At 60.7% G+C, this 20,133-nt stretch carries 15 protein-coding genes, 1 pseudogene and 1 riboswitch; of the genes and pseudogenes, 10 read left to right on the top strand and 6 right to left on the bottom strand.

Annotated features, from left to right (window positions below; genetic code table 11):
• Positions 1-36 precede the first annotated feature (36 nt).
• Entirely contained in the window at positions 37-1,200 is a 1,164-nt protein-coding gene (locus PSH73_RS21650) for a 1-acyl-sn-glycerol-3-phosphate acyltransferase (protein WP_169959755.1), read from the bottom strand.
• Positions 1,201-1,344: 144 nt separating this feature from the next.
• Here PSH73_RS21650 and PSH73_RS21645 point away from each other — a divergent pair, with 144 nt between their 5' ends.
• From PSH73_RS21645 to PSH73_RS21635, 3 genes are read left to right on the top strand one after another with little or no spacing between them, the layout of a single operon-like run.
• Entirely contained in the window at positions 1,345-1,527 is a 183-nt protein-coding gene (locus PSH73_RS21645; protein ID WP_057438139.1) for a CPXCG motif-containing cysteine-rich protein, read from the top strand.
• Between the two features lie 11 nt (positions 1,528-1,538).
• Positions 1,539-1,799, top strand: a complete 261-nt coding sequence (locus PSH73_RS21640; protein WP_057444473.1) for a putative signal transducing protein — start codon at positions 1,539-1,541, stop codon at positions 1,797-1,799.
• A 36-nt stretch (positions 1,800-1,835) separates the two neighbouring features.
• The gene (locus PSH73_RS21635) at positions 1,836-2,456 is read left to right on the top strand and encodes an SOS response-associated peptidase (RefSeq protein WP_057438144.1); all 621 of its coding nucleotides are present in this window, start codon (positions 1,836-1,838) and stop codon (positions 2,454-2,456) included.
• A 130-nt stretch (positions 2,457-2,586) separates the two neighbouring features.
• Here the strand turns inward: PSH73_RS21635 and PSH73_RS27130 are convergent, their stop codons facing one another.
• Both PSH73_RS27130 and PSH73_RS27125 read right to left on the bottom strand, forming a co-directional pair.
• Complete coding sequence (locus tag PSH73_RS27130; protein ID WP_370693750.1) at positions 2,587-3,291, bottom strand: methyl-accepting chemotaxis protein; 705 nt, start codon at positions 3,289-3,291, stop codon at positions 2,587-2,589.
• Between the two features lie 201 nt (positions 3,292-3,492).
• A pseudogene (locus PSH73_RS27125) lies at positions 3,493-3,549 on the bottom strand (hypothetical protein); the annotation flags it as partial.
• Between the two features lie 1,395 nt (positions 3,550-4,944).
• Here PSH73_RS27125 and PSH73_RS21625 point away from each other — a divergent pair.
• Entirely contained in the window at positions 4,945-5,763 is an 819-nt protein-coding gene (locus PSH73_RS21625) for a M48 family metallopeptidase (protein ID WP_057958473.1), read from the top strand.
• Positions 5,764-5,889: 126 nt separating this feature from the next.
• On the opposite strand, the gene PSH73_RS21620 is transcribed toward PSH73_RS21625, so the two are convergent.
• From PSH73_RS21620 to PSH73_RS21610, 3 genes are all read right to left on the bottom strand, one after another.
• Complete coding sequence (locus PSH73_RS21620) at positions 5,890-6,474, bottom strand: TMEM165/GDT1 family protein (RefSeq protein WP_057438151.1); 585 nt, start codon at positions 6,472-6,474, stop codon at positions 5,890-5,892.
• Positions 6,475-6,563: 89 nt separating this feature from the next.
• Positions 6,564-6,683: riboswitch (yybP-ykoY riboswitch) on the bottom strand.
• A 51-nt stretch (positions 6,684-6,734) separates the two neighbouring features.
• Positions 6,735-7,733, bottom strand: coding sequence for a class I SAM-dependent methyltransferase (locus PSH73_RS21615; RefSeq protein WP_115128982.1), 999 nt, complete (start codon positions 7,731-7,733; stop codon positions 6,735-6,737).
• A gap of 31 nt (positions 7,734-7,764) precedes the next feature.
• The gene (locus tag PSH73_RS21610) at positions 7,765-8,730 is read right to left on the bottom strand and encodes a 2-hydroxyacid dehydrogenase (RefSeq protein WP_305461339.1); all 966 of its coding nucleotides are present in this window, start codon (positions 8,728-8,730) and stop codon (positions 7,765-7,767) included.
• An 84-nt stretch (positions 8,731-8,814) separates the two neighbouring features.
• Between PSH73_RS21610 and PSH73_RS21605 the strand changes: the two genes are divergently transcribed.
• The 6 genes from PSH73_RS21605 (at position 8,815) to PSH73_RS21580 (ending at position 20,110) form a co-directional block, all read left to right on the top strand.
• On the top strand, positions 8,815-9,444 hold the full coding sequence (locus tag PSH73_RS21605) for a LysE family translocator (protein WP_057438156.1): 630 nt from the start codon (positions 8,815-8,817) through the stop codon (positions 9,442-9,444).
• Between the two features lie 147 nt (positions 9,445-9,591).
• Positions 9,592-11,274 carry a fatty acid--CoA ligase gene (locus PSH73_RS21600; protein WP_057438159.1) on the top strand — a complete coding sequence of 561 codons (1,683 nt, stop codon included), beginning with the start codon at positions 9,592-9,594 and terminating at the stop codon, positions 11,272-11,274.
• Between the two features lie 335 nt (positions 11,275-11,609).
• Positions 11,610-13,484, top strand: a complete 1,875-nt coding sequence (locus PSH73_RS21595) for a DUF1302 domain-containing protein (RefSeq protein ID WP_057958477.1) — start codon at positions 11,610-11,612, stop codon at positions 13,482-13,484.
• Positions 13,485-13,512: 28 nt separating this feature from the next.
• Positions 13,513-14,877 (top strand): DUF1329 domain-containing protein, encoded by a 1,365-nt coding sequence (locus tag PSH73_RS21590; protein WP_057958478.1) that lies wholly within the window; start codon positions 13,513-13,515, stop codon positions 14,875-14,877.
• 232 nt (positions 14,878-15,109) lie between these two features.
• Complete coding sequence (locus PSH73_RS21585) at positions 15,110-17,848, top strand: LuxR C-terminal-related transcriptional regulator (RefSeq protein WP_120734134.1); 2,739 nt, start codon at positions 15,110-15,112, stop codon at positions 17,846-17,848.
• Positions 17,849-17,920: 72 nt separating this feature from the next.
• Positions 17,921-20,110, top strand: coding sequence for an OsmC domain/YcaO domain-containing protein (locus tag PSH73_RS21580; RefSeq protein ID WP_120734133.1), 2,190 nt, complete (start codon positions 17,921-17,923; stop codon positions 20,108-20,110).
• The last annotated feature ends 23 nt before the right edge of the window (positions 20,111-20,133 follow it).

Below are 20,133 nucleotides of genomic sequence, written 5' to 3'. Positions count from 1 at the left end.
TCCCACATTGTGTTGTGTGTTGTTCACGCTATTGGGTTACAGGACAATCCCTGCTTTAACCCGATATTGATTACGCACCGGCATCGCATATTGCAGCACCAGATACGGTCGGTGCTCCGCCGGGCAGGCATTCAAGCGTCGCTCCCACTCTGCTTTCGCCTTGGCCAACTCGTCCGCCGGGAACACCTCGGCAGCCGTCGGCACCTGCAATTGCGGGTCGGCGTCGCTCCATTGTGCGTAGGCCAGGTAATGCACGGGAAATAACCGGTAGCCCCCCAGAATCTGTCGGTCCATCTCGATGGCCAACTGTTTGGTGTCTTCAAAACGCTCGACAATCGGCGGCGCGAAGTTGACGTGGACCCGGCCCTTGTAGCCCGTGATGCCCAGGGCAATGCTCACGTCATCTTCACCTGGCGCTTTGGCGTAGGTGCCGGTGGTGGCGCGGATATACAGTTCGCGCGCCTTGGCCGCGTCGCACGGGTCGTATTCGTAGCTGATGGACACCGGCGTCAGGTTCAGCGACAGGATGACGTCAGCAAACGGCTCATCCTTGCGGCTCATATGGAACATCTTGAGGATCGCCGACTCAGTGCGATCATCCCCATCCTTGGCGCGGCCTTCGGCCTGGGCAATCCAGATCGACTGGCAGTCGTTACGGATCGAATGGTTGATGTAGGCCGACAGCAGTTGGTACGCCGCCATCTTCTCGCGTCGCCCGGTAATGGAGCGATGTACGATAAAACTCTTGTTCAGGCGCATCAGATCGCTGACAAACGGCTTCTGCAGCAGGTTGTCACCGATGGCAATGCGCGGTGTTGGCAGGCCGGCGTGGTACACCGCATAGTTGACGAAGGCCGGGTCCATCACGATATCGCGGTGGTTGGCCAGGAAAACATAGGCCGTACCGGACTTGAGCTGTTCGACCCCGGTATAGGTGACGCCGTCGGTCGCCCGGTCGATGGTGTGGTCGACGTAAAACTCGACTTTGTCCTGCAAGGTGGCGACGGTGGTCACACCGGCGAACTCACGGCGCAGCTTCTGGGCGATCAGCGGCTTGAGCAGCCAGCCGAAGGCGCCGGCAAAGCGCGGGAAGCGAAAGTGGGTCAGGATGTCCAGAAAGGCCTTGTCACTGAACAGCCGGGCCAGTACTGCCGGGACTTCGCTGTCGTTGTAAGGTCGGATGGTATCGAATTCGCCCATCATGCTCTCTTGTTAGAAACGGCTAGGGTAAGTAAAGGTTTGGATCGATAAGTGACAGGGCAGGTCTGAACAAATGGCATCAAACGAAAAAGCCCTGCAAATAGACCGGCGATTATACGCACAAGTCACCTGGGAGAGACCGCGATGCTAGAACCTGCGCTGTACGATTGTCCTTATTGTGGTGAAGAGGTCGAGACATCTGTGGATTTGTCCGGCGGTGACCAGAACTATATAGAGGACTGCCAGGTGTGCTGTCGGCCGATCAATTTCTACCTGCAGGTCCACGGCGAGGAATGGATGCTCGAAGTGCGCAGCGAGAATGAATAAGGGGGGCAGCCATGCAACGAATCTACGAACCGGAAAACCTGATGGAGGGCGAGTTGCTGCAGCAAATGCTCGCCAGCGAAGGTATCGACGCCCATCTGGTGGGGCGCCATCTGCTGGGTGGTACGGGTGAACTGCCGATCTTCGGCCTGTTGGGCCTGGAAGTGGAGAACGACCAGGCTGGTGAAGCCCGCGAGTTGATTACCGCCTATATCGGCGCCCAACCGCTACCCGGCGATGAACCCGACAGCTACCCCGACGTGCTGGTCTGTTAGGCTGTCGTTCGGTTTACCCAAGAGTCGTGTTGCCCCATGTGTGGACGTTATGCCCTGTTTCGCTGGAACCCCGCCTTCGCTGCCTTGCCGGGGTTCCCGGCGGATCAACAGGCCCAGTGGAATATTTCTCCCAATGATTCGGTGCTGATCCAGCGCGCTACCGACGGCCAGCGCACCCTGGCGCGGGCCCGCTGGGGGCTGACGCCCCCCTGGTTGACTGATCTGTCCCGCACCCCGGCCCATGCCCGCGCCGAAACCCTGGCCGAACAACCGATGTTTCGCGAGGCCTTTCGCCTGCGCCGCTGCCTGCTGCCAGCCAATGGCTTTTATGAATGGCGTGGCACCCAGCGCAAGCGGCCGTACTGGCTCACGCCGGGGGAGGGCTCGACGCTGTTCTTTGCGGCGATCTGGGAGGCTTATCCGGTGCAGGAGCAGGTGTGGTTGAGCGCGGCAGTGGTGACCCAGGCCGCGCAGAGCCAGCGCCGGCCGCTGATTCTGGATGCGGCGGGGCAGGAAGCCTGGCTCGATCCCGAGACGCCGTTGCATGTGTTGCAGGGGTTGCTGGCCGGTGAGCCGGCGGCGTTGCGTGAGCGGGTGCTGGCTAACATGGTCAATGATCCGAAGCTCAATGGGCCGGAGTGTTTGACCCCGGGTTGAGGCTGGGGGTTGAGTGGGGGATTCGCTGGCGCCATCGCAGGCAAGCCAGCTCCCACATTTTGACGTGTGAATACCTTCAAATGTGGGCGCTGGTTTGCCTGCGATACGGCCCTGAAGGCCACTGAAACCTTTATACCTTGAACTGATTGATCAACCGCCGCTGCTGCTCCGCCAACTGGGTCAGCCCCGCACTGGCAGCACTGGACTCATCGGCACCGCCCGCCACCTCATTGGCCACCTGGCCGATATTGATCACATTGCGGTTGATGTCCTCGGCCACCGCACTCTGTTCCTCTGCCGCACTGGCAATCTGCGTGTTCATGTCATTGATCACCGACACGGCCTGGGTGATGGTCTCCAGGGCCTGGGCCGCCTTGGCCGCGTGCTGCACGCTTTCATCGGTACGCTGCTGGCTGTCTTCCATGACCCGTACCACGTCCCGCGTGCCTTGCTGCAATTGCTGGATCATGGCCTGGATTTCTTCGGTGGCCTTCTGGGTTTTCTGCGCCAGGTTGCGCACCTCGTCGGCCACTACCGCAAAGCCCCGGCCCTGTTCGCCAGCCCGTGCAGCTTCGATGGCGGCGTTGAGGGCCAGCAGGTTGGTCTGCTCGGCAATGCCGCGGATGGCAATCAGGATGGCATTGATGTTCTCGCTGTCCTTGGCCAGGGTCTGGACCACGCCCACTGCCTTGCCGATCTCCAGGGCCAGGGCGCCGATGGACGTGGAGGTGTCGCGCACAATCTGCATGCCCTGGCTCGCAGCCTGGTCGGCATGGGTGGCGGCTTGTGCGGCCTGGGTGGCATTGCGGGCCACGTCCTGGGCGGTGGCGGTCATCTCGTGCACGGCGGTGGCGACCTGGTCGATCTCGACCATTTGCTTGTGCACCCCGAGGTTGGTGCGGATGGCGATGTCGGCGGTGTGTTCCGACGAATCGCTGACTTTCTGCACCGAACTGACCACCTGGGTAATCATGCCCTGCAGCTTGATCAGAAAGGTATTGAAGCCGGCGGCAATCGCGCCCAGTTCGTCGGCGCGGTCACTGGTCAGGCGGCGTGTCAAATCGCCTTCGCCCTGGGCGATGTCATTGAGCATCGCCACCATCTGCTTGAGCGGCCGGGCAATGCCATGCCCCACCAGCCAGATCACCAGCAGGCCGATGCCGGCAATCACCAGACCAACCATGGTCATGCCGAAGATATCGGTTTTGCGCTGGGCGTCCAGGTCGCCCTGCAGCGCTTGCAAGTCGGCCATCACCGTGCCCAACGGCAGTTGCAGCATCAAGGTCCAGCGCGCATCGGTCTGGCCGATGTTGAAGGGCAGGAACAACTCGATCAGCCCCTGGGCCTGGTCGACGTCGTAGCGGACTTCGCCGACGTTCGGCTGGTTGAGGTGATCGATTGTATTTTTGTCGAACAGGTCGCTGGCTTTCTCTCCCAGCTTGCTGGCGTCCTTGGTATAGGCGACCAGGCGGCCATTGTTGGAAATCAGCGCCATTTCGCCGGCACCGTTGTACAGCTTCTGGTCGGCAGCGGTCAGCATTTCCTGGATGAAGTTAACCGACAGATCGGCGCCGACGATGCCCTGGAACTTTGCGTCGATCATGATCGGCTCGATAAACGAGGCCAGCATCACCGTGGTATTGCCTACGCGATAGGGCGCGGGGTCGATGACGCAGGGTTTTTGGGTTTCCTTGGAGCAGAGGTAGTACTCACTGGCGCGGATGCCGGTGGAGAGAATTTTCTGGTCGGTCAGGTCGGCGAGTTTTTCCAGGCCCAGGCTGCCGTCCTGGTTGCGGAACCACCAGGGCATAAAGCGCCCGTTTGTGGGCTCTATGCCAACCACGGCGGTGTTCAGGTAGTTGGCGTCGTTGTGGTCGATGGCATTGGGTTCCCAGGCGATATAGGAGCCGAGGACTTTCGGGTTGCGCACCACGGTTTCGTGCAGCAGGTTGATCAGTTGTTCGCGGCTGACCTGCAATGGGGCGCCGCCGTTTGCGTCTTTCATGCCCATCAGTGCGTTGGTGGTGGCCAGGCCTTTGGCGGTCACCAGTGGCGCTTCCAGTTCGCGCTGGATCAGTGTGGCTTGAGTGTGGGCGAGTGCCGTGAGCCGTTGCTCGATGATCTGCTCGAATTGCGCCTGGGTGCGTGCCTGCACCATGTCCTGGGTCCGTGCGCCGGCGAACAGCGCGTACAGCACCAGGGCCGCCACGACGCTCAGCACGATGGCCCCGGCCAATGCCGCAACAGAAAACTGAATCGACTTGAATTTCATGGAAGCTCCGGGCGCTTAGGGCATCATCTGTTTTCTTATATCGGCCACAGGCGCTGCAGACATGAGGTGCTGCCCTGTAAAAGAATCAGGGGTGTCGTTTATAGAATGGTTGTGGGCGTGGGGGATGTCTGAAATCAGCGGTTATGCGTCAGGTGTATCTGGCGCAGATACAAGGGAGGGCCTAGGATATGCGCCATAATTTCAGGGAGAAGGCGCATGAAAAAATATTTGGCGGTAACGGCATTGAGCGCAGCCTTGCTGCTCGCCGGTTGCCAGTCGGTCAACACCACCAGTGGCGGCGCCGTGGGTGTGGAGCGCAAGCAGTACATGTTCAGCATGCTGTCGAGCCAGGAAGTCGACCAGATGTACGCGCAGTCGTACCAGCAGACCCTTGGCGAAGCCAGTGGCAAGGGCCTGCTGGACAAGACCAGCACCAACGCCAAACGTGTGCAGGCTATCGCCAAGCGCCTGATCGCCCAGGCTCCCACCTTCCGTCCGGATGCGGCGCAGTGGAAGTGGGAAGTGAACCTGATCAAAAGCGACGAGATGAACGCCAACTGCGGGCCTGGCGGCAAGATATTTGTCTACAGCGGGCTGATCGACACCCTCAAGTTGACCGATGATGAGCTGGCGGCGGTCATGGGCCATGAAATTGCCCACGCCCTGCGTGAACATGGCCGCGAAGCCATGTCCAAGGCCTACGGCATCGAGATGGCCAAGCAGGGCGCCGGCGCATTGTTGGGCCTGGGCCAGGACAGCATGGCGCTGGCCGATACCGTGGCCAACTACGGCATGACCTTGCCCAACAGCCGCAGCAACGAGAACGAAGCCGACCTGATCGGCCTGGAACTCTCGGCCCGCGCCGGTTACAACCCGAACGCGGCCATCACGCTCTGGAACAAAATGGCCAAGGCCTCCGAAGGCGCACCGCCTGAGTTCATGAGCACCCACCCGGCCTCCAGCAGCCGGATCGCCTCGTTGCAGGCGGCGATTCCCAAGGTGATGCCGTTGTACCAGCAGGCCAAGAAGTCCTGATAATCCAGGCCTTGTGACGATCCAAAGCTGGGAGCGGGCTTGCTCGCGATAGCGGTGGTTCAGTTAATTAATACGTGACTGATACAGCGCTATCGCAGGCAAGCCAGCTCCCACATTTGCAAAGGGTTACAACCAGCCGCTGCTTTGCATGGCCTTGTACACCGCCACCAGCGCCAGGATAAAGAACGCCGAGGCCGCCAGGCGCCGAATCAGGGTCAGCGGTAGTTTCTCCGCGGCGAAATTCCCCGCCAGAACCACCGGCACGTTGGCAATCAGCATGCCCAGGGTGGTACCGATAATCACCAGCCACAACTCCGGGTATTGCGCCGCCAGCATCACCGTGGCGATCTGCGTCTTGTCCCCGATTTCTGCGATGAAGAACGCAATCAGCGTGGTCAGGAACGGCCCGAACTTGCGTGAAGTACTGGCCTCGTCATCGTCGAGCTTGTCCGGCACCAGGGTCCACAGGGCCGTGGCGCAGAAGCTCGCAGCGAGTATCCAGTGCAACACCGCATCCGAGAAGAAACTGCCAAACCAGGCACCCACGGCACCGGCGGCGGCGTGGTTGGCCAGGGTCGCGGCGATGATGCCGGCGATGATCGGCCAGGGTTTGCGAAAGCGTGCGGCGAGGATGAGCGCGAGCAATTGCGTCTTGTCGCCGATTTCGGCCAAGGCAACGATTGCGGTAGGAACGAGGAGTGAATCCAGCATCAGGTAGGTTTCCAGGGGCGGGTCGACACGGCTATGACACGTACAGCCTTCCCGCCCCGGGTAAGGTGTGCGTGTCATAGGTCTTGTCAAACCCCGGTCCGTCTGTGCGGACTCCTGGGTCGCATACGCCATGGTCTGCTGACCAAGTATGTTGACGTATGCCGGACGAGCATGTTGCTCGTGGGAGACTACTCCCCTAGGACGGAGCGGATTCTGCCTTGGCAAAATCCATTCGGCAAGCGTTCTTTTTCAAACGCCCGTCAGCCGCGCTTGGCACGGTAGATGCGAAAACCCTGGCCCTCGGCCTTGACTGCGCACACGCCCAGATGCTCTTCGATCAGTGGTTGGTACTTCAGGAAGCTGTTGGCAACTAGCCGAAGTTCGCCACCGTTTTTCAGATGTTGGCGTGCTTTTCGCAGCAGGTTTTCCGTAGCGAAATAATCCGTATGCACCCCGACATGGAACGGCGGGTTGCTCAGAATCGCATCCAGGCCCATGGGCGCGGCGTCGATGCCATCACCGGTCAGCACTTCGCCTTCCAGGCCATTGGCCTCCAGGGTCAGGCGACTGCTGGCGGTGGCGAAGGCGTCCACGTCGAGCAGCGTCACGGTGTTGTGCGGATAGCGCCGCTTGACCGCCGCGCCGAGCACGCCGGCGCCACAGCCGAAGTCCAGCAGATGACCGCTGGGCAGCTTGTCCAGGTGTTCGAGCAAAAGCGCGGTGCCGCGATCCAGGCGGCCATGGCTGAACACGCCGGGCAAGCTGACGACCTTGAGCGGCCCGTCGGCCAGTGGCACTTCAAAGACCTCGGCCAGGCTTGCCAGGTCGGGGGCTGCCGGGGCGTCGGCCACGGTGGCCAGCCACAGCTGGCAGTGCCGCGCATTGTCGAGCTTGCGTGGCTTGCCGAAGGCGTTCAGTTGCTTGGCGGCGCTTTCGATGCCGCCGCGTTTTTCGCCCACCAGGTACAACTCGGCGCCCGGCAGCCGTGCCGCCACAGCCTTGAGGATGTAGTCGGCGAGGTCCTTGGACTTGGGCAGAAACACCACGGCTGTGTCGAATGCACGCTGCGGTACATTCACCCCGAAATGGCTGCGCTCGGCAAACCGCGCATCCAGCGCCGCCTGATCGCCCGCATGCCAGCACCAGCCATGGGCATTGGGCAGGCGGCCCAGCAGGTCGTCGGCGGGCAGGCCGGCCAGTAACACATTGCCTTGAAAAAGTTCGGCCTGACGAAGCAGTACTTCACTGCGCGGATCCATGGTCTGCTCCCTGAAAAAGGAGCGCAGTTTATCAACTGACGACGCGCTGCGGTGCTCCGCTGAAAAAGCCCCGGGCGTTTTCGGTCAATTGGCCGACGATCCGTTGCCGCGCTTCGCGACTGCCCCACGCACTGTGTGGGGTGATGATCAGCCGTGGGATGTCGCTCGCCAGCAGCGGGTTGCCGGCGATCGGCGGTTCGACGCTCAGCACATCGGTGGCCGCGCCCCCCAGATGACCGCCACGCAGGGCGTCTGCCAAGGCCTGTTCATCAATCAGGCCACCGCGTGCGGTGTTGACCACGAACGCGCCCGGCTTGAGCAGCGCCAGTTCGCGGGCGCCGATAAAGTGCCGCGTATGTTCGTTGAGCGGGCAATGCAGGGTCAGGGCGTCGACCTGCGGCAGCAATTCGTCCAGTGGCACCCGATCTGCGCGGGGCGGGCGACCGGGAATGGCGCCCAGCACTACGCGCATGCCAAAGGCTTCGGCCAGACGCGCGACGGCGCCGCCCAGTTCGCCATGGCCCAGCAAACCCAGGGTTTTGCCTTCCAGCTCGACAATCGGGTAGTCCAGCAGGCAGAACTGCTTGGCTTGCTGCCACAGCCCGGCATCGACGTCTTTTTGATAGTCCTTCAGGCGCGTGGCAAGGTTGAGCAGCAGCATGATCGTGTGTTGCGCCACTGACGGCGTGCCGTAACCCTGGCAGTTACTCACGGTAATGCCCTGGGTGCGGGCGGCGGCCAGGTCGACGTTGTTGGTGCCGGTGGCGGCGATCAGGATCAGTTTCAGGTCAGGGCAGGCGGCCATCGTCTGGGCGTTGATCAGGATCTTGTTACTGATCGCTACCTGGGCGCCTTGCAGGCGCTCGACCACTTGATCGGCCGAGGTCTGTTCGCACAACTGCAAGTCGCTGAAGGTCTCCCGCAACCCGCTGAGGTCAAGGTCCCCCTGGTCCAGGGAAGGGTGATCAAGGAAGACGGCGCGGCGATTGTTCGTCATCAACTGTACCTTTTGCGACAGGGTTCGAAGGCGTAATCTGCCGAGCCTACCAGATGAAATAATCAGTTACTTCTTGGAGTGTGCATGTACCTCACCGAGTTTTTGACCGTGGCGTTGATTCACCTGCTGGCCGTGGCCAGCCCCGGGCCGGACTTTGCCGTGGTGGTACGCGAGAGCGTGACCCATGGCCGGCGTGCCGGCACTTGGACGGCGTTGGGCGTCGGTTCGGCGATTTTCCTTCACGTTGGCTACTCGTTGCTCGGTATCGGTTTGATCGTGTCCCAGTCCATCGTGCTGTTCAACGCCTTGAAATGGGCGGCGGCGGCCTACCTGTTGTATATCGGCTTCAAAGCCCTGCGGGCGCAGCCGGCCAAGCCTGCCAGTGAAGAAGACTTGCACCGCGAAGTGGGCGAGCGCAGTGCCCGCGGCGCCTTTACCTCGGGCTTTGTGACCAATGGCCTGAACCCCAAGGCCACGCTGTTTTTCCTGTCGCTGTTCACCGTGGTGATCAACCCCCACACGCCGCTGGCCATCCAGGCCGGTTATGGCCTGTACCTGGCCGTGGCTACCGCCCTGTGGTTCTGCATGGTGGCCATGTTGTTCAGCCAACAGCGCGTGCGCGCCGGGTTTGCGCGCATGGGCCATTGGTTTGATCGGAGCATGGGTGCGGTGCTGATTGCCATTGGCGTGAAAGTGGCCCTCACCGAGCGCTAAAGGCGCCGCTGGCTGAATGAATGCTGGCGTAAAGCTAGCATTCATCCGGCTCTGCAAATCATTCCTTCGGCTGATTTGGCCGGCGTGCAAGGTCTCTACAGTGCAAATCCTTTAGCCAAGACCGTGCAGTCATAAAAAGGGATTCGTATGTTGCAGACTCGTGTTATCCCGCCCGCCGAAGGCGCCTACCAATACCCGCTGTTGATCAAGCGCCTGTTGATGTCGGGTGCGCGCTACGAGAAAACCCGGGAAATCGTCTACCGCGACAAGCTGCGCTACACCTACCCCACCCTGATTGAACGCGTCGCTCGCCTGGCCAATGTGCTGACCGCAGCCGGGGTCAAGGCCGGTGATACCGTGGCCGTGATGGACTGGGACAGCCACCGTTACCTGGAATGCATGTTCGCCATTCCGATGATTGGCGCGGTGATTCACACCATCAACGTGCGCCTGTCGCCAGAGCAGATCCTCTACACGATGAACCACGCCGAGGACCGCTTTGTGCTGGTCAACAGCGAGTTCGTCGGCCTGTACCAGGCCATTGCCGGCCAATTGACCACCGTCGACAAAACCCTGCTGCTGACCGATGGCGACGAGAAAACCGCCGATCTGCCCAACCTGGTAGGCGAGTACGAAACGCTATTGGCCGCTGCCAGCACGCACTACACCTTCGAGGACTTCGACGAGCATTCGGTGGCTACCACCTTCTACACCACCGGTACCACCGGTAACCCCAAGGGTGTGTATTTCACCCACCGCCAACTGGTGCTGCACACCATCGGCGTGGCGACCATCATGGGCAGCGTCGACAGCGTGCGTCTGCTGGGCACCAACGATGTGTACATGCCCATCACGCCGATGTTTCACGTCCACGCCTGGGGCTTGCCATATGTGGCGACCATGCTCGGCCTCAAGCAGGTCTACCCCGGCCGCTACGACCCGGAATACCTGGTGGAGTTGTGGCGCAAAGAGAAGGTCACGTTCTCCCACTGTGTGCCGACCATCCTGCAGATGCTGCTCAACGCCAAGGCCGCCCAGGGTGTGGATTTTGGCGGGTGGAAAATCGTGATTGGCGGCAGTGCCCTCAACCGCTCGCTGTATGAAGCAGCCAAGGCCCGTGGCATCCAGTTGACAGCGGCCTATGGCATGTCCGAGACCGGCCCGCTGGTGTCCTGTGCCCACCTCAACGAAGAACTGATGGCCGGCAGCGAAGACGAGCGCACCACCTACCGGATCAAGGCCGGTGTGCCGGGGCCGTTGGTGGAAGCCGCGATCATCGACGGGGACGGCAACTTCCTCCCGGCCGATGGCGAGTCCCAGGGCGAACTGGTGCTGCGCGCGCCATGGCTCAGCGAGGGGTATTTCAACGAGCCGCAGAAGGGCGCCGAACTCTGGGAAGGCGGCTGGATGCACACCGGCGACGTGGCCACCCTCGATGCCTTCGGTGTGATCGACATTCGCGACCGTATCAAGGACGTGATCAAGACCGGCGGCGAGTGGATTTCATCCCTGGCCCTTGAAGACCTGGTCAGCCGTCACCCGGCGGTACGCGAAGTAGCGGTGGTCGGGATTGCCGACCCGCAGTGGGGCGAGCGTCCGTTTGCCCTGTTGGTGGTCCGTGAAGGCCACGGGATTGGCGCCCGCGAACTCAAGGAACACCTCAAGCCGTATGTCGAGCAGGGCCACCTGAGCAAGTGGGCAATTCCAAGTCAGATTGCCATTGTTACGGAAATTCCCAAGACCAGCGTCGGTAAGCTGGACAAGAAACGTATCCGTATCGACATCATTGAATGGCAGGCCAATAACAGCACCTTCCTGTCCACGCTCTGAGCCCTTGTGCCGTGCCCGTTCGGGCACGGCAATGCTCTATTACAAGCCTTCGCCTTGTCATTTGCCGAATTTCAGCCATCCTCTTTTGCGTCAGCCCTCGCTGACATGGCGAAAGGGCTGTCGCAGACGGGTTGGTGATGCAAATCACACTTTAGAGGGATCAAGCGGTACCCCCTGCTGGCTATAGTCCCTCCCAGAGTTTTTCAAGGATGCGGCGCTGCGGTCCTGGGTGGTCCGGTGGCTGTCTGGCATTGGAATCGTTGTATTCCGGCCGTTACAAGCGTGTTTGAAAAGGCTCACTGCCATAACAATAAAATGCACATGGAGTAGCGTCGATGACCTCAGTAAATCAGTTCTGGCGCCGGGCGAGATTACCCCTGGCGGTCAGTCTTGCCTCGACCCTCGCCGGGCCCGCATTCGGCGTCAGTTTCAACATTGGTGAGGTCGAAGGCAGCTTCGACTCGTCCCTGTCGGTGGGGGCCAGCTGGAGCACGGCCAAGCCCGATCGCGACCTGATTGGTGTCAACAACGGTGGCAAGGGGCTGTCGCAGACCTCCGATGACGGTCACTTGAACTTCAAGCGCGGGGAGACGTTCTCGAAGATCTTCAAGGGCATCCATGACCTGGAACTGAAGTACGGCGATACCGGTGTATTCGTGCGTGGCAAATACTGGTACGACTTCGAACTCAAGGATGAAGGCCGCGAGTTCAAGGACATCAGCGACCACAATCGCAAAGAGGGCGCCAAGTCTTCCGGCGGGCAGATTCTCGATGCGTTCATCTACCACAACTACTCCATTGCCGATGCGCCGGGTTCGGTGCGTTTTGGTAAGCAAGTAGTGAGCTGGGGTGAAAGTACTTTCATTGGCGGTGGTATCAACTCCGTCAACCCGATCGACGTGTCTGCGTTCCGTCGTCCGGGCGCCGAAATCAAGGAAGGCCTGATTCCGGTCAACATGTTCTACGTGTCGCAATCCTTGACCGATAACCTGTCGGCAGAAGCGTTCTACCAGTTGGAATGGGATCAGACGATCACCGACAACTGCGGGACATTCTTCTCGCAGCCGGATGTGATTGCTGACGGCTGCAACGATAACTTGCGCTTGCTCAGCAAGCGTTCAGTGATCGCGGCGGGCGGTGGTTTGCCGTTGATGAACGCGTTTGGCGTGAACATCAATGAGGAGGGTGTGCTGGTCAAGCGTGGCCCTGATCGCGACGCACGTGATAGCGGTCAGTTCGGCGTGGCGATGCACTACAACTTTGAGCCGCTGGATACTGAGTTCGGCGCGTATTTCATGAACTATCACAGCCGTGCGCCGATTTTCAGCGCCAGGGGCGCCTCCGCTGCGACCTACGCAGCAGCTAACGCATTGACGTTTACACCTGGCGCCAGTCAGTTGCGTCCTCTCATTGTGGCCGGTAACTCCAGCTACTTTGTCGAGTACCCGGAGGATATTCGGCTGTATGGCTTGAGCTTCTCCACCACGCTGGCGACAGGGACCGCCTGGAGTGGTGAATTGAGCTATCGGCCGAATGCGCCAGTGCAACTCAATACCACCGATATTTTGTATGCGGGCGTAACGCCGCTGTTGGGCCTGGGGGACGCTTCGCCACTTAAAGGCTCTGCTGACCAGGATCTGAACGGCTACCGGCGTAAGGAAGTTACCCAGTTCCAGACGACCTTTACGCACTTCTTCGATCAAGTGATGGGAGCAAGTCGCTTGACGTTGGTCGGTGAAGTGGGCGTGACCCACGTCGGTGGCCTGGAAAGCAGTAACAAAGCACGTTACGGGCGTGATCCGGTGTATGGCCCTGGGCAAGGCGCTCTTTGTGCAACGCTTAACGGCGGAACAATTGCCGGTGCCGGACCTGGCACCGATGCCAGCAACCTTACTGCCAATTGCAACAATGATGGCTTCACTACCGCCACTTCCTGGGGCTACCGTGGCCGGGCAATCTGGGAATACCCGGATGTCTTCGCCGGCGTGAACCTCAAGCCTAACGTGGCGTGGTCCCATGATGTGAACGGTTACTCGCCAGGTCCTGGCGGCAACTTTGAAGAAGGTCGCAAAGCGGTGAGCCTGGGGCTGGACGCGGAATACCAGAACACCTACACGGCGAGTCTGGCCTACACCAACTTCTTTGGTGGCGACTACAACACCTCGGTTGACCGCGATTTCGTGGCCCTGAGTTTCGGCGCGAACTTCTAAGTACACTGCATTTCAGGAAGACCAGAACATGAAAATAACCAAAAGTCTGTTGCACGTGGGTGTGCTGGGACTGTCGATCATGGCCAGCAGCGTCATGGCGGCCGTCTCGGCGGATGAAGCCGCCAAGCTGGGCACCACGTTGACCCCGATGGGCGCGGAAATGGCCGGCAACGCTGCCGGCACCATCCCTGCCTGGAAAGCCCTGCCAACCAACGCCGGCGCCGTGGACGCCAAAGGCTTCCTGGCCAACCCGTATGCCAGCGAGCAGCCGCAGTTCATCATCACCGCGCAGAACGTCGAGCAGTACAAAGACAAGCTGGCGCCGGGGCAGTACGCGATGTTCAAGCGCTACCCTGAAACCTTCAAGATGCCGGTGTACACCACCCATCGCGGTGCCACCGTGCCGGCGCAAGTGTTCGCCTCCATCAAGAAAAACGCCACCAGCACCAACCTGGTAGGCGGTGGTAACGGCCTGGAAAACTTCGAAACCGCGATTCCGTTCCCAATCCCGAAAAGCGGGGTCGAGGTGATCTGGAACCACATCACCCGTTATCGCGGCGGCAGCGTGACACGCCTGGTAACCCAGGCCACGCCACAGGCCAACGGCTCGTACAGCCTGGTGTACTTCCAGGACCAGTTCGTGTTCCGCGACAAGATGAAGGATTACGATCCGGCAAATCCGGGCAACATCCTGTTCTACTTCAAGCAGAAAGTGACCGCTCCTGCGCGTCTGGCCGGTGGTGTATTGCTGGTGCACGAAACCCTGGACCAGGTAAAGGAACCGCGCGCCGCGTGGGTCTATAACGCCGGCCAGCGTCGTGTGCGCCGCGCGCCGCAAGTGTCCTATGACGGGCCGGGGACTGCCGCCGATGGCCTGCGGACTTCCGACAACCTCGACATGTACAACGGCGCTCCGGATCGCTACGACTGGAAGCTGGAAGGCAAGAAGGAAATCTACATCGCCTCCAACAGCTACAAACTCGACGATCCGAAGCTCAAGTACGCCGACATCATCAAGGCCGGCCACATCAACCAGGACCTGGCGCGTTATGAACTGCGCCGCGTCTGGCACGTGGTCGCCACCTTGAAGGAAGGCCAGCGCCATATCTATGCCAAGCGTGACTTCTACATCGACGAAGACACCTGGCAAGCAGCGGTGATCGACCATTACGACGGTCGTGGCCAACTGTGGCGTGTAGCGGAAGCCCATGGCGAGAACTACTACGACAAGCAAGTGCCGTGGTACGCCCTCGAAACCCTCTACGACCTGCAGTCCGGCCGCTACCTGGCCCTGGGCATGAAGAACGAAGAGAAACAGGCCTATGACTTCGGCTTCACTGCCACCACCAGCGACTTCACCCCGGCGGCTCTGCGTCAGGATGGTGTTCGCTAAACAGCGCTAGACAAGTCCGCACCTGTGGGGGTGGGCTTGTGTGGGAGCGGGCAAGTCCGCTCCCACACAAGCCCATCCCCACATTTGTTTTTGGGCATCCGGAAAATAGTTGGTTATTTCTTGTTGTAGTCTTTTTCAGACAAATGTTGCAAAGATCTACAAAGCGACGGCTTTTAACGCTAGTCTGCGGACATCTGCAATGCCGACCACAGCCTACTACAAGAGCCCGGCGATGACTGATCTGTCCCCAATCCAAGGGCCTGCCAGTGCGATAATCCCCACGCTGGAAGGGCGCTTCTACCGACCCCCGCTGCCCGATGGCTATGTGCTGCGCCCGCGTTTGTGCGAGCGCTTGAGCGCCGGCCTGGACGGGCGTCTATTACTGGTCAGCGCGCCGGCCGGGTTTGGCAAGAGCTCGCTGGCGGTGGAGTTCTGCCAAAGCCTGCCTGATCACTGGCATAGCCTGTGGCTGGGCCTCAGTTCGCGGGACAGTGATCCGGGACGCTTCCTTGAGCGCCTGCTGGAAGGTTTGCAGCAGTATTTCCCGCAGGTCGGCACCCAGGCCCTGGGTTTGTTGAAAATGCGCCAGCGCCATCAGCCGTTTGCCTTTGAAGAGTGGCTTGATGGCCTGCTCGACGAATTGACCGTCCACCTGTCCACACGTACCCCGTTACTACTGGTGCTGGATGACTACCACCTGGCCCAGGGCCCGGTGCTGGATCGCTGCCTGCAATTCTTTCTCAACCATTTGCCCGATGGCCTGTTGGTGCTGGTCACCAGCCGCCAGCGTCCCGACTGGCATTTGGCACGGTTGCGTTTGTCCCGGCATCTGCTGGAGTTGCATGAACAAGACCTGCGCCTGACCAACGACGAATCCCTGGCCTTGCTCGAGAGTCATAGCAGCTCGTTGCGCGGTGAAGCCTTGGACAACCTGATCCGTCGCAGCGAAGGCTGGGTGGCCGGCCTGCGTTTCTGGTTGCTGGCGGCCTCCGAAGCCGGCAACGAGGCCGACTTGCCCCAGGGCCTGCATGGTGGGGAGGGGCTGATCCGTGACTATCTGCTGGAAGAGGTGATCGACTGCCTGCCGCCGGAAGTCCAGGCCTTCCTTTACGACACGGCCTCCCAGGAGCGTTTTTGCAGCGAGTTGTGCGATGCCGTGCGCGAGGCCCATGACAGCGCGGAAATCCTGCGCTACCTGCAAGCCCATCAGGTGTTCCTGGTGCCGCTGGACGAGCAGGGCCACTGGTACCGTTATCACCACCTGTTTTCCGATTTACTGCGCACCCGGCGCTCGCCAAATGCGATGTTGCCGGCCGCCAGCCTGCACCTGCGCGCCTGCCGCTGGTTCAACGCCCAGGGCTTGCTCGATGAGGCCGTGGAGCAAGCACTGCGTGCCGGGCATCCGGATGTGGCGGCGAATCTGGTGCAGAACCTGTCCGAAGAACAACTGCTGGCCGAGCAGAACGTCGGCATGCTCCTGCGCTGGAAGATGGACTTGCCCGACAGCCTGTTGATCAGCACGCCGCGCTTGATCGTGCTCTATAGCTGGGCGCTGGGGCTGGCTTGCCAGTTGGATGCGGCGGAAGAGTTGTCCAGCCATCTCAGCCGCTTCCTGCCGGCACCGTCGGCCACTGCGCAGAAGTCGATGCTCGCCCAGTGGCTGGCCCTCAGCGGCATCATCGCCCGTGGGCGCGGCGACCGGGAACTGACCCACTTGTATTGCACAGAGGCCCTGGAAAGCCTGCCGCACAAGCGTTACGGCCAGCGTTTGATGTGCCTGTCGACCTTGTCGAACCTGGCCATCGTCGACGCCGACCTGTGGCGTGCGCGGGGCTTGAATCGCGAATCCCTGGAACTGGCGCAACGCGTCGGCAACCCGCTGTTCGAGGCCCTGGCCCATTACGACCGGGCACGGGTGCTGCAGGCGCGTGGGGAAATCCTGCGTTCCCTGGAGGAGGTGCGCGAGGGCCTGCAACGCTTGCAGGGCCTGGCATCCCAGCGCCTGTATGCGGTGCGCGCACGCCTGTCGTTGTATGAAGGGTTCCTGCTGCTGATGCGTTGCCAGCCGGAGGCCGGCCTGTTGCGTTTGCGTACAGGGCTTGCCGAAGCCCGCGCCTGCCGGGATATCAGCGTGTTGATCGGCCACTGTGTCATCGCCAACCTTGAGGGGCGCCGTGGCGATTTTCCCAAGGCCTTTGCCGAACTGGCCGAAGCCGAGCGCTTGATGCATATCTGGGACGTGCCGCCGATCTACTACCTGGCCATGATCACCCTGATCAAATGCGAGTTGTGGCTGGCCCAGGGCCGTACCGACCTGGCCGATGCCTGGCTGGTGCGCCTGGGGCAAACCTATAACGGCGAGCAGGCTGCCGCCGCCCCGGAGTTTCATCCGCACCTGGCGCAACATATCGAACTGCAACAGGCGGCCCTGGATGCTATTCGTGGCCAGTGCGAAAGCGCCCGGCGTCGACTCGATGGGTTGGCGCGGCAAGCCGAAGGCAAAGGCCAGCAGATGATCGCGGTGATGGCCCTGAACCAGCACGTGCTGTTGTTGCTGGATGACGGCCAGGCAATGTCAGCCCGGCCGCTGTTTGCCCGCGCCTTGCAAATGGCCAGCGGTGGCGCGTTGCAACCCTTCCAGCGCCTGTTGGAACGTTATCCCGACTGGGTACGCGAGCAACTGGGCCAGGCGCCGAACGATTTGATGCGGCAAAGCCTCTGGGCCCTGCTGCCGGCGGTTGCCCCGCGCGAGCCAGTCGAAACCAGCCATTCCAGCGAAACCTTGAGCGCCCGTGAGCTGGCAGTGCTGCAGTTGATCGCCCAAGGGTGCTCCAACCAGGAAATCAGCAACCAGCTGTTTATCTCGCTGCACACCGTCAAGACCCACGCCAGTCATATCAACAGCAAACTGGGGGTCGAGCGCCGCACCCAGGCAGTCGCGCGGGCGCAGGAGATGGGGTTGTTGGGGTAAGGGGGAGACTTGCGCCGTAAAAGCCGGATAATGGCGGCCAATTCGTTTGCTCCGCTATTCTGGTAATCCCGCATGGAAATCAAGGTCAATTTTCTCGACAACCTCCGGCTTGAAGCCAAGTTCGATGACTTCACCGTGGTGGCCGACCAGCCGATTCGCTACAAGGGCGATGGCTCGGCCCCCGGTCCGTTCGACTACTTCCTGGCTTCGTCGGCGTTGTGTGCGGCTTACTTTGTGAAGTTGTACTGCAGCACGCGCAATATCCCCACGGACAATATCCGCCTGTCGCAGAACAATATTGTCGACCCGGAAAACCGCTACAACCAGATCTTCAAGATTCAGGTCGAGTTGCCGGCGGATATTTCCGACAAGGATCGCCAGGGCATCCTGCGCTCCATTGACCGCTGCACGGTCAAGAAAGTGGTACAGGCCGGGCCCGAGTTTGTTATCGAAGAGGTGGAAAACCTCGACGCCGACGCCCAGGCGTTGCTGATGCCGGCGGCTGCGTCAGACGCGGGCACCTTCATCGCGGGCAAGGACCTGCCGCTGGAGCAGACCATCGCCAACATGTCGGCCATTCTCGCGGGCCTGGGCATGAAGATTGAAATCGCCTCGTGGCGCAATATCGTGCCCAATGTCTGGTCGTTGCATATCCGCGATGCCCATTCGCCGATGTGCTTTACCAACGGCAAGGGCGCGACCAAGGAAGGCGCACTGGCGTCGGCCCTGGGAGAGTTTATCGAGCGCCTGAACTGCAATTTCTTCTACAACGACCAGTTCTGGGGCGAAGACATCGCCAACGCGGCGTTTGTGCATTACCCGGAGGAGCGCTGGTTCAAGCCCGGCCGTAAAGACGCGCTGCCGACGGAAATCCTCGACGAGTACTGCCTGAAAATCTACAACCGCGATGGCGAGTTGCGCGGCTCACACCTGATCGATACCAACTCCGGCAATGAAGAACGTGGCATCGTCTCACTGCCGTTTGTGCGTCAGTCTGACGGCGAGGTGGTGTATTTCCCCTCCAACCTCATCGAAAACCTCTACCTGAGCAACGGCATGAGTGCCGGTAACACCTTGGCTGAGGCCCAGGTGCAGTGCCTGTCGGAGATTTTCGAGCGTGCGGTGAAGCGCGAAATCATTGAAGGTGAATTCGCCTTGCCGGATGTCCCGGCTGAAGTGCTGGCCAAATACCCAAGCATCCTCGCCGGTATCCAGGCCCTGGAAGAGCAGGGTTTCCCGGTGCTGGTCAAGGATGCGTCCCTGGGCGGCGAGTTCCCGGTGATGTGCGTGACCCTGATGAACCCGCGCACCGGCGGCGTATTTGCCTCGTTTGGCGCCCACCCAAGCCTGGAAGTGGCGCTGGAGCGAAGCCTTACCGAGTTGCTTCAGGGCCGCAGCTTCGAAGGCCTGAACGACTTGCCGCAGCCGACCTTTGAAGGGCATGCGGTGACCGAGCCGAACAACTTTGTCGAGCACTTCATCGACTCCAGCGGCGTGGTGTCGTGGCGCTTCTTCAGTGCCAAGTCCGATTACGCGTTCGTGGAGTGGGATTTTTCCGGCCAGGGCGAAGACTCCAACGCCGAAGAGGCCGCGACTTTGTTCGGTATTCTCGAAGGCATGGGCAAGCAGGTCTACATGGCGGTGTACGAGCATATCGGCGCCAAGGCCTGCCGCATCCTAGTGCCGGACTATTCGGAAATCTATCCGGTTGACGACCTGATCTGGGATAACACCAACAAGGCGTTGTTCTTCCGCGCCGATATCCTCAACTTGCACAGCCTGGATGAAGACGGCCTGCAAGCGCTGGTCGAGCGCCTGGTGGAAAGTGAACTGGATGATTACACCGATATCACCACCCTGATCGGCATCGAATTTGACGACAACACGGCTTGGGGCCAGTTGACGATCCTTGAGTTGAAGCTGCTGATCTATCTCGCCTTGCAGCAGTATGAAGAGGCGAAGGAAGCGGTGGAGATGTTCCTGCAATACAACGACAACACCGTCGAACGCGGCCTGTTCTACCAGGCAGTGAATGCGGTGCTGGAGATGCAGTTGGACGAGGATTTGGAGCTGGAAGACTACGAGGCCAACTTCCGCCGGATGTTTGGCAACGAGCGCATGGACGCCGCCATTGGTTCGGTGGAGGGCAGCGTGCGGTTCCATGGTTTGACCCCGACCAGCATGAAGCTCGAAGGCCTGGATCGACACCTGCGGCTGATCGACAGCTACAAAAAACTGCACGCCGCACGGGCCAACAGCTAGAAGGGAGCCCTTATGCACGCCAC

Origin of the sequence: Pseudomonas sp. FP2294 (genome assembly GCF_030687625.1) — a bacterium.
Lineage (GTDB): Bacteria > Pseudomonadota > Gammaproteobacteria > Pseudomonadales > Pseudomonadaceae > Aquipseudomonas > Aquipseudomonas shahriarae.
The sequence above is the reverse complement of the archived record's forward strand: the minus strand, read 5'-3'. Positions and strand labels throughout refer to the sequence as shown.

Bases quoted from the DNA above. Each gene is read 5' to 3' on its own strand.
- PSH73_RS21650 (WP_169959755.1), bottom strand. From the start codon at position 1,200: ATGGGCGAATTCGATACCATCCGACCTTACAACGACAGCGAAGTCCCG.
- PSH73_RS21645 (WP_057438139.1), top strand. From the start codon at position 1,345: ATGCTAGAACCTGCGCTGTACGATTGTCCTTATTGTGGTGAAGAGGTC.
- PSH73_RS21640 (WP_057444473.1), top strand. From the start codon at position 1,539: ATGCAACGAATCTACGAACCGGAAAACCTGATGGAGGGCGAGTTGCTG.
- PSH73_RS21635 (WP_057438144.1), top strand. From the start codon at position 1,836: ATGTGTGGACGTTATGCCCTGTTTCGCTGGAACCCCGCCTTCGCTGCC.
- PSH73_RS27130 (WP_370693750.1), bottom strand. From the start codon at position 3,291: ATGACCGCCACCGCCCAGGACGTGGCCCGCAATGCCACCCAGGCCGCA.
- PSH73_RS21625 (WP_057958473.1), top strand. From the start codon at position 4,945: ATGAAAAAATATTTGGCGGTAACGGCATTGAGCGCAGCCTTGCTGCTC.
- PSH73_RS21620 (WP_057438151.1), bottom strand. From the start codon at position 6,474: ATGCTGGATTCACTCCTCGTTCCTACCGCAATCGTTGCCTTGGCCGAA.
- PSH73_RS21615 (WP_115128982.1), bottom strand. From the start codon at position 7,733: ATGGATCCGCGCAGTGAAGTACTGCTTCGTCAGGCCGAACTTTTTCAA.
- PSH73_RS21610 (WP_305461339.1), bottom strand. From the start codon at position 8,730: ATGACGAACAATCGCCGCGCCGTCTTCCTTGATCACCCTTCCCTGGAC.
- PSH73_RS21605 (WP_057438156.1), top strand. From the start codon at position 8,815: ATGTACCTCACCGAGTTTTTGACCGTGGCGTTGATTCACCTGCTGGCC.
- PSH73_RS21600 (WP_057438159.1), top strand. From the start codon at position 9,592: ATGTTGCAGACTCGTGTTATCCCGCCCGCCGAAGGCGCCTACCAATAC.
- PSH73_RS21595 (WP_057958477.1), top strand. From the start codon at position 11,610: ATGACCTCAGTAAATCAGTTCTGGCGCCGGGCGAGATTACCCCTGGCG.
- PSH73_RS21590 (WP_057958478.1), top strand. From the start codon at position 13,513: ATGAAAATAACCAAAAGTCTGTTGCACGTGGGTGTGCTGGGACTGTCG.
- PSH73_RS21585 (WP_120734134.1), top strand. From the start codon at position 15,110: ATGACTGATCTGTCCCCAATCCAAGGGCCTGCCAGTGCGATAATCCCC.
- PSH73_RS21580 (WP_120734133.1), top strand. From the start codon at position 17,921: ATGGAAATCAAGGTCAATTTTCTCGACAACCTCCGGCTTGAAGCCAAG.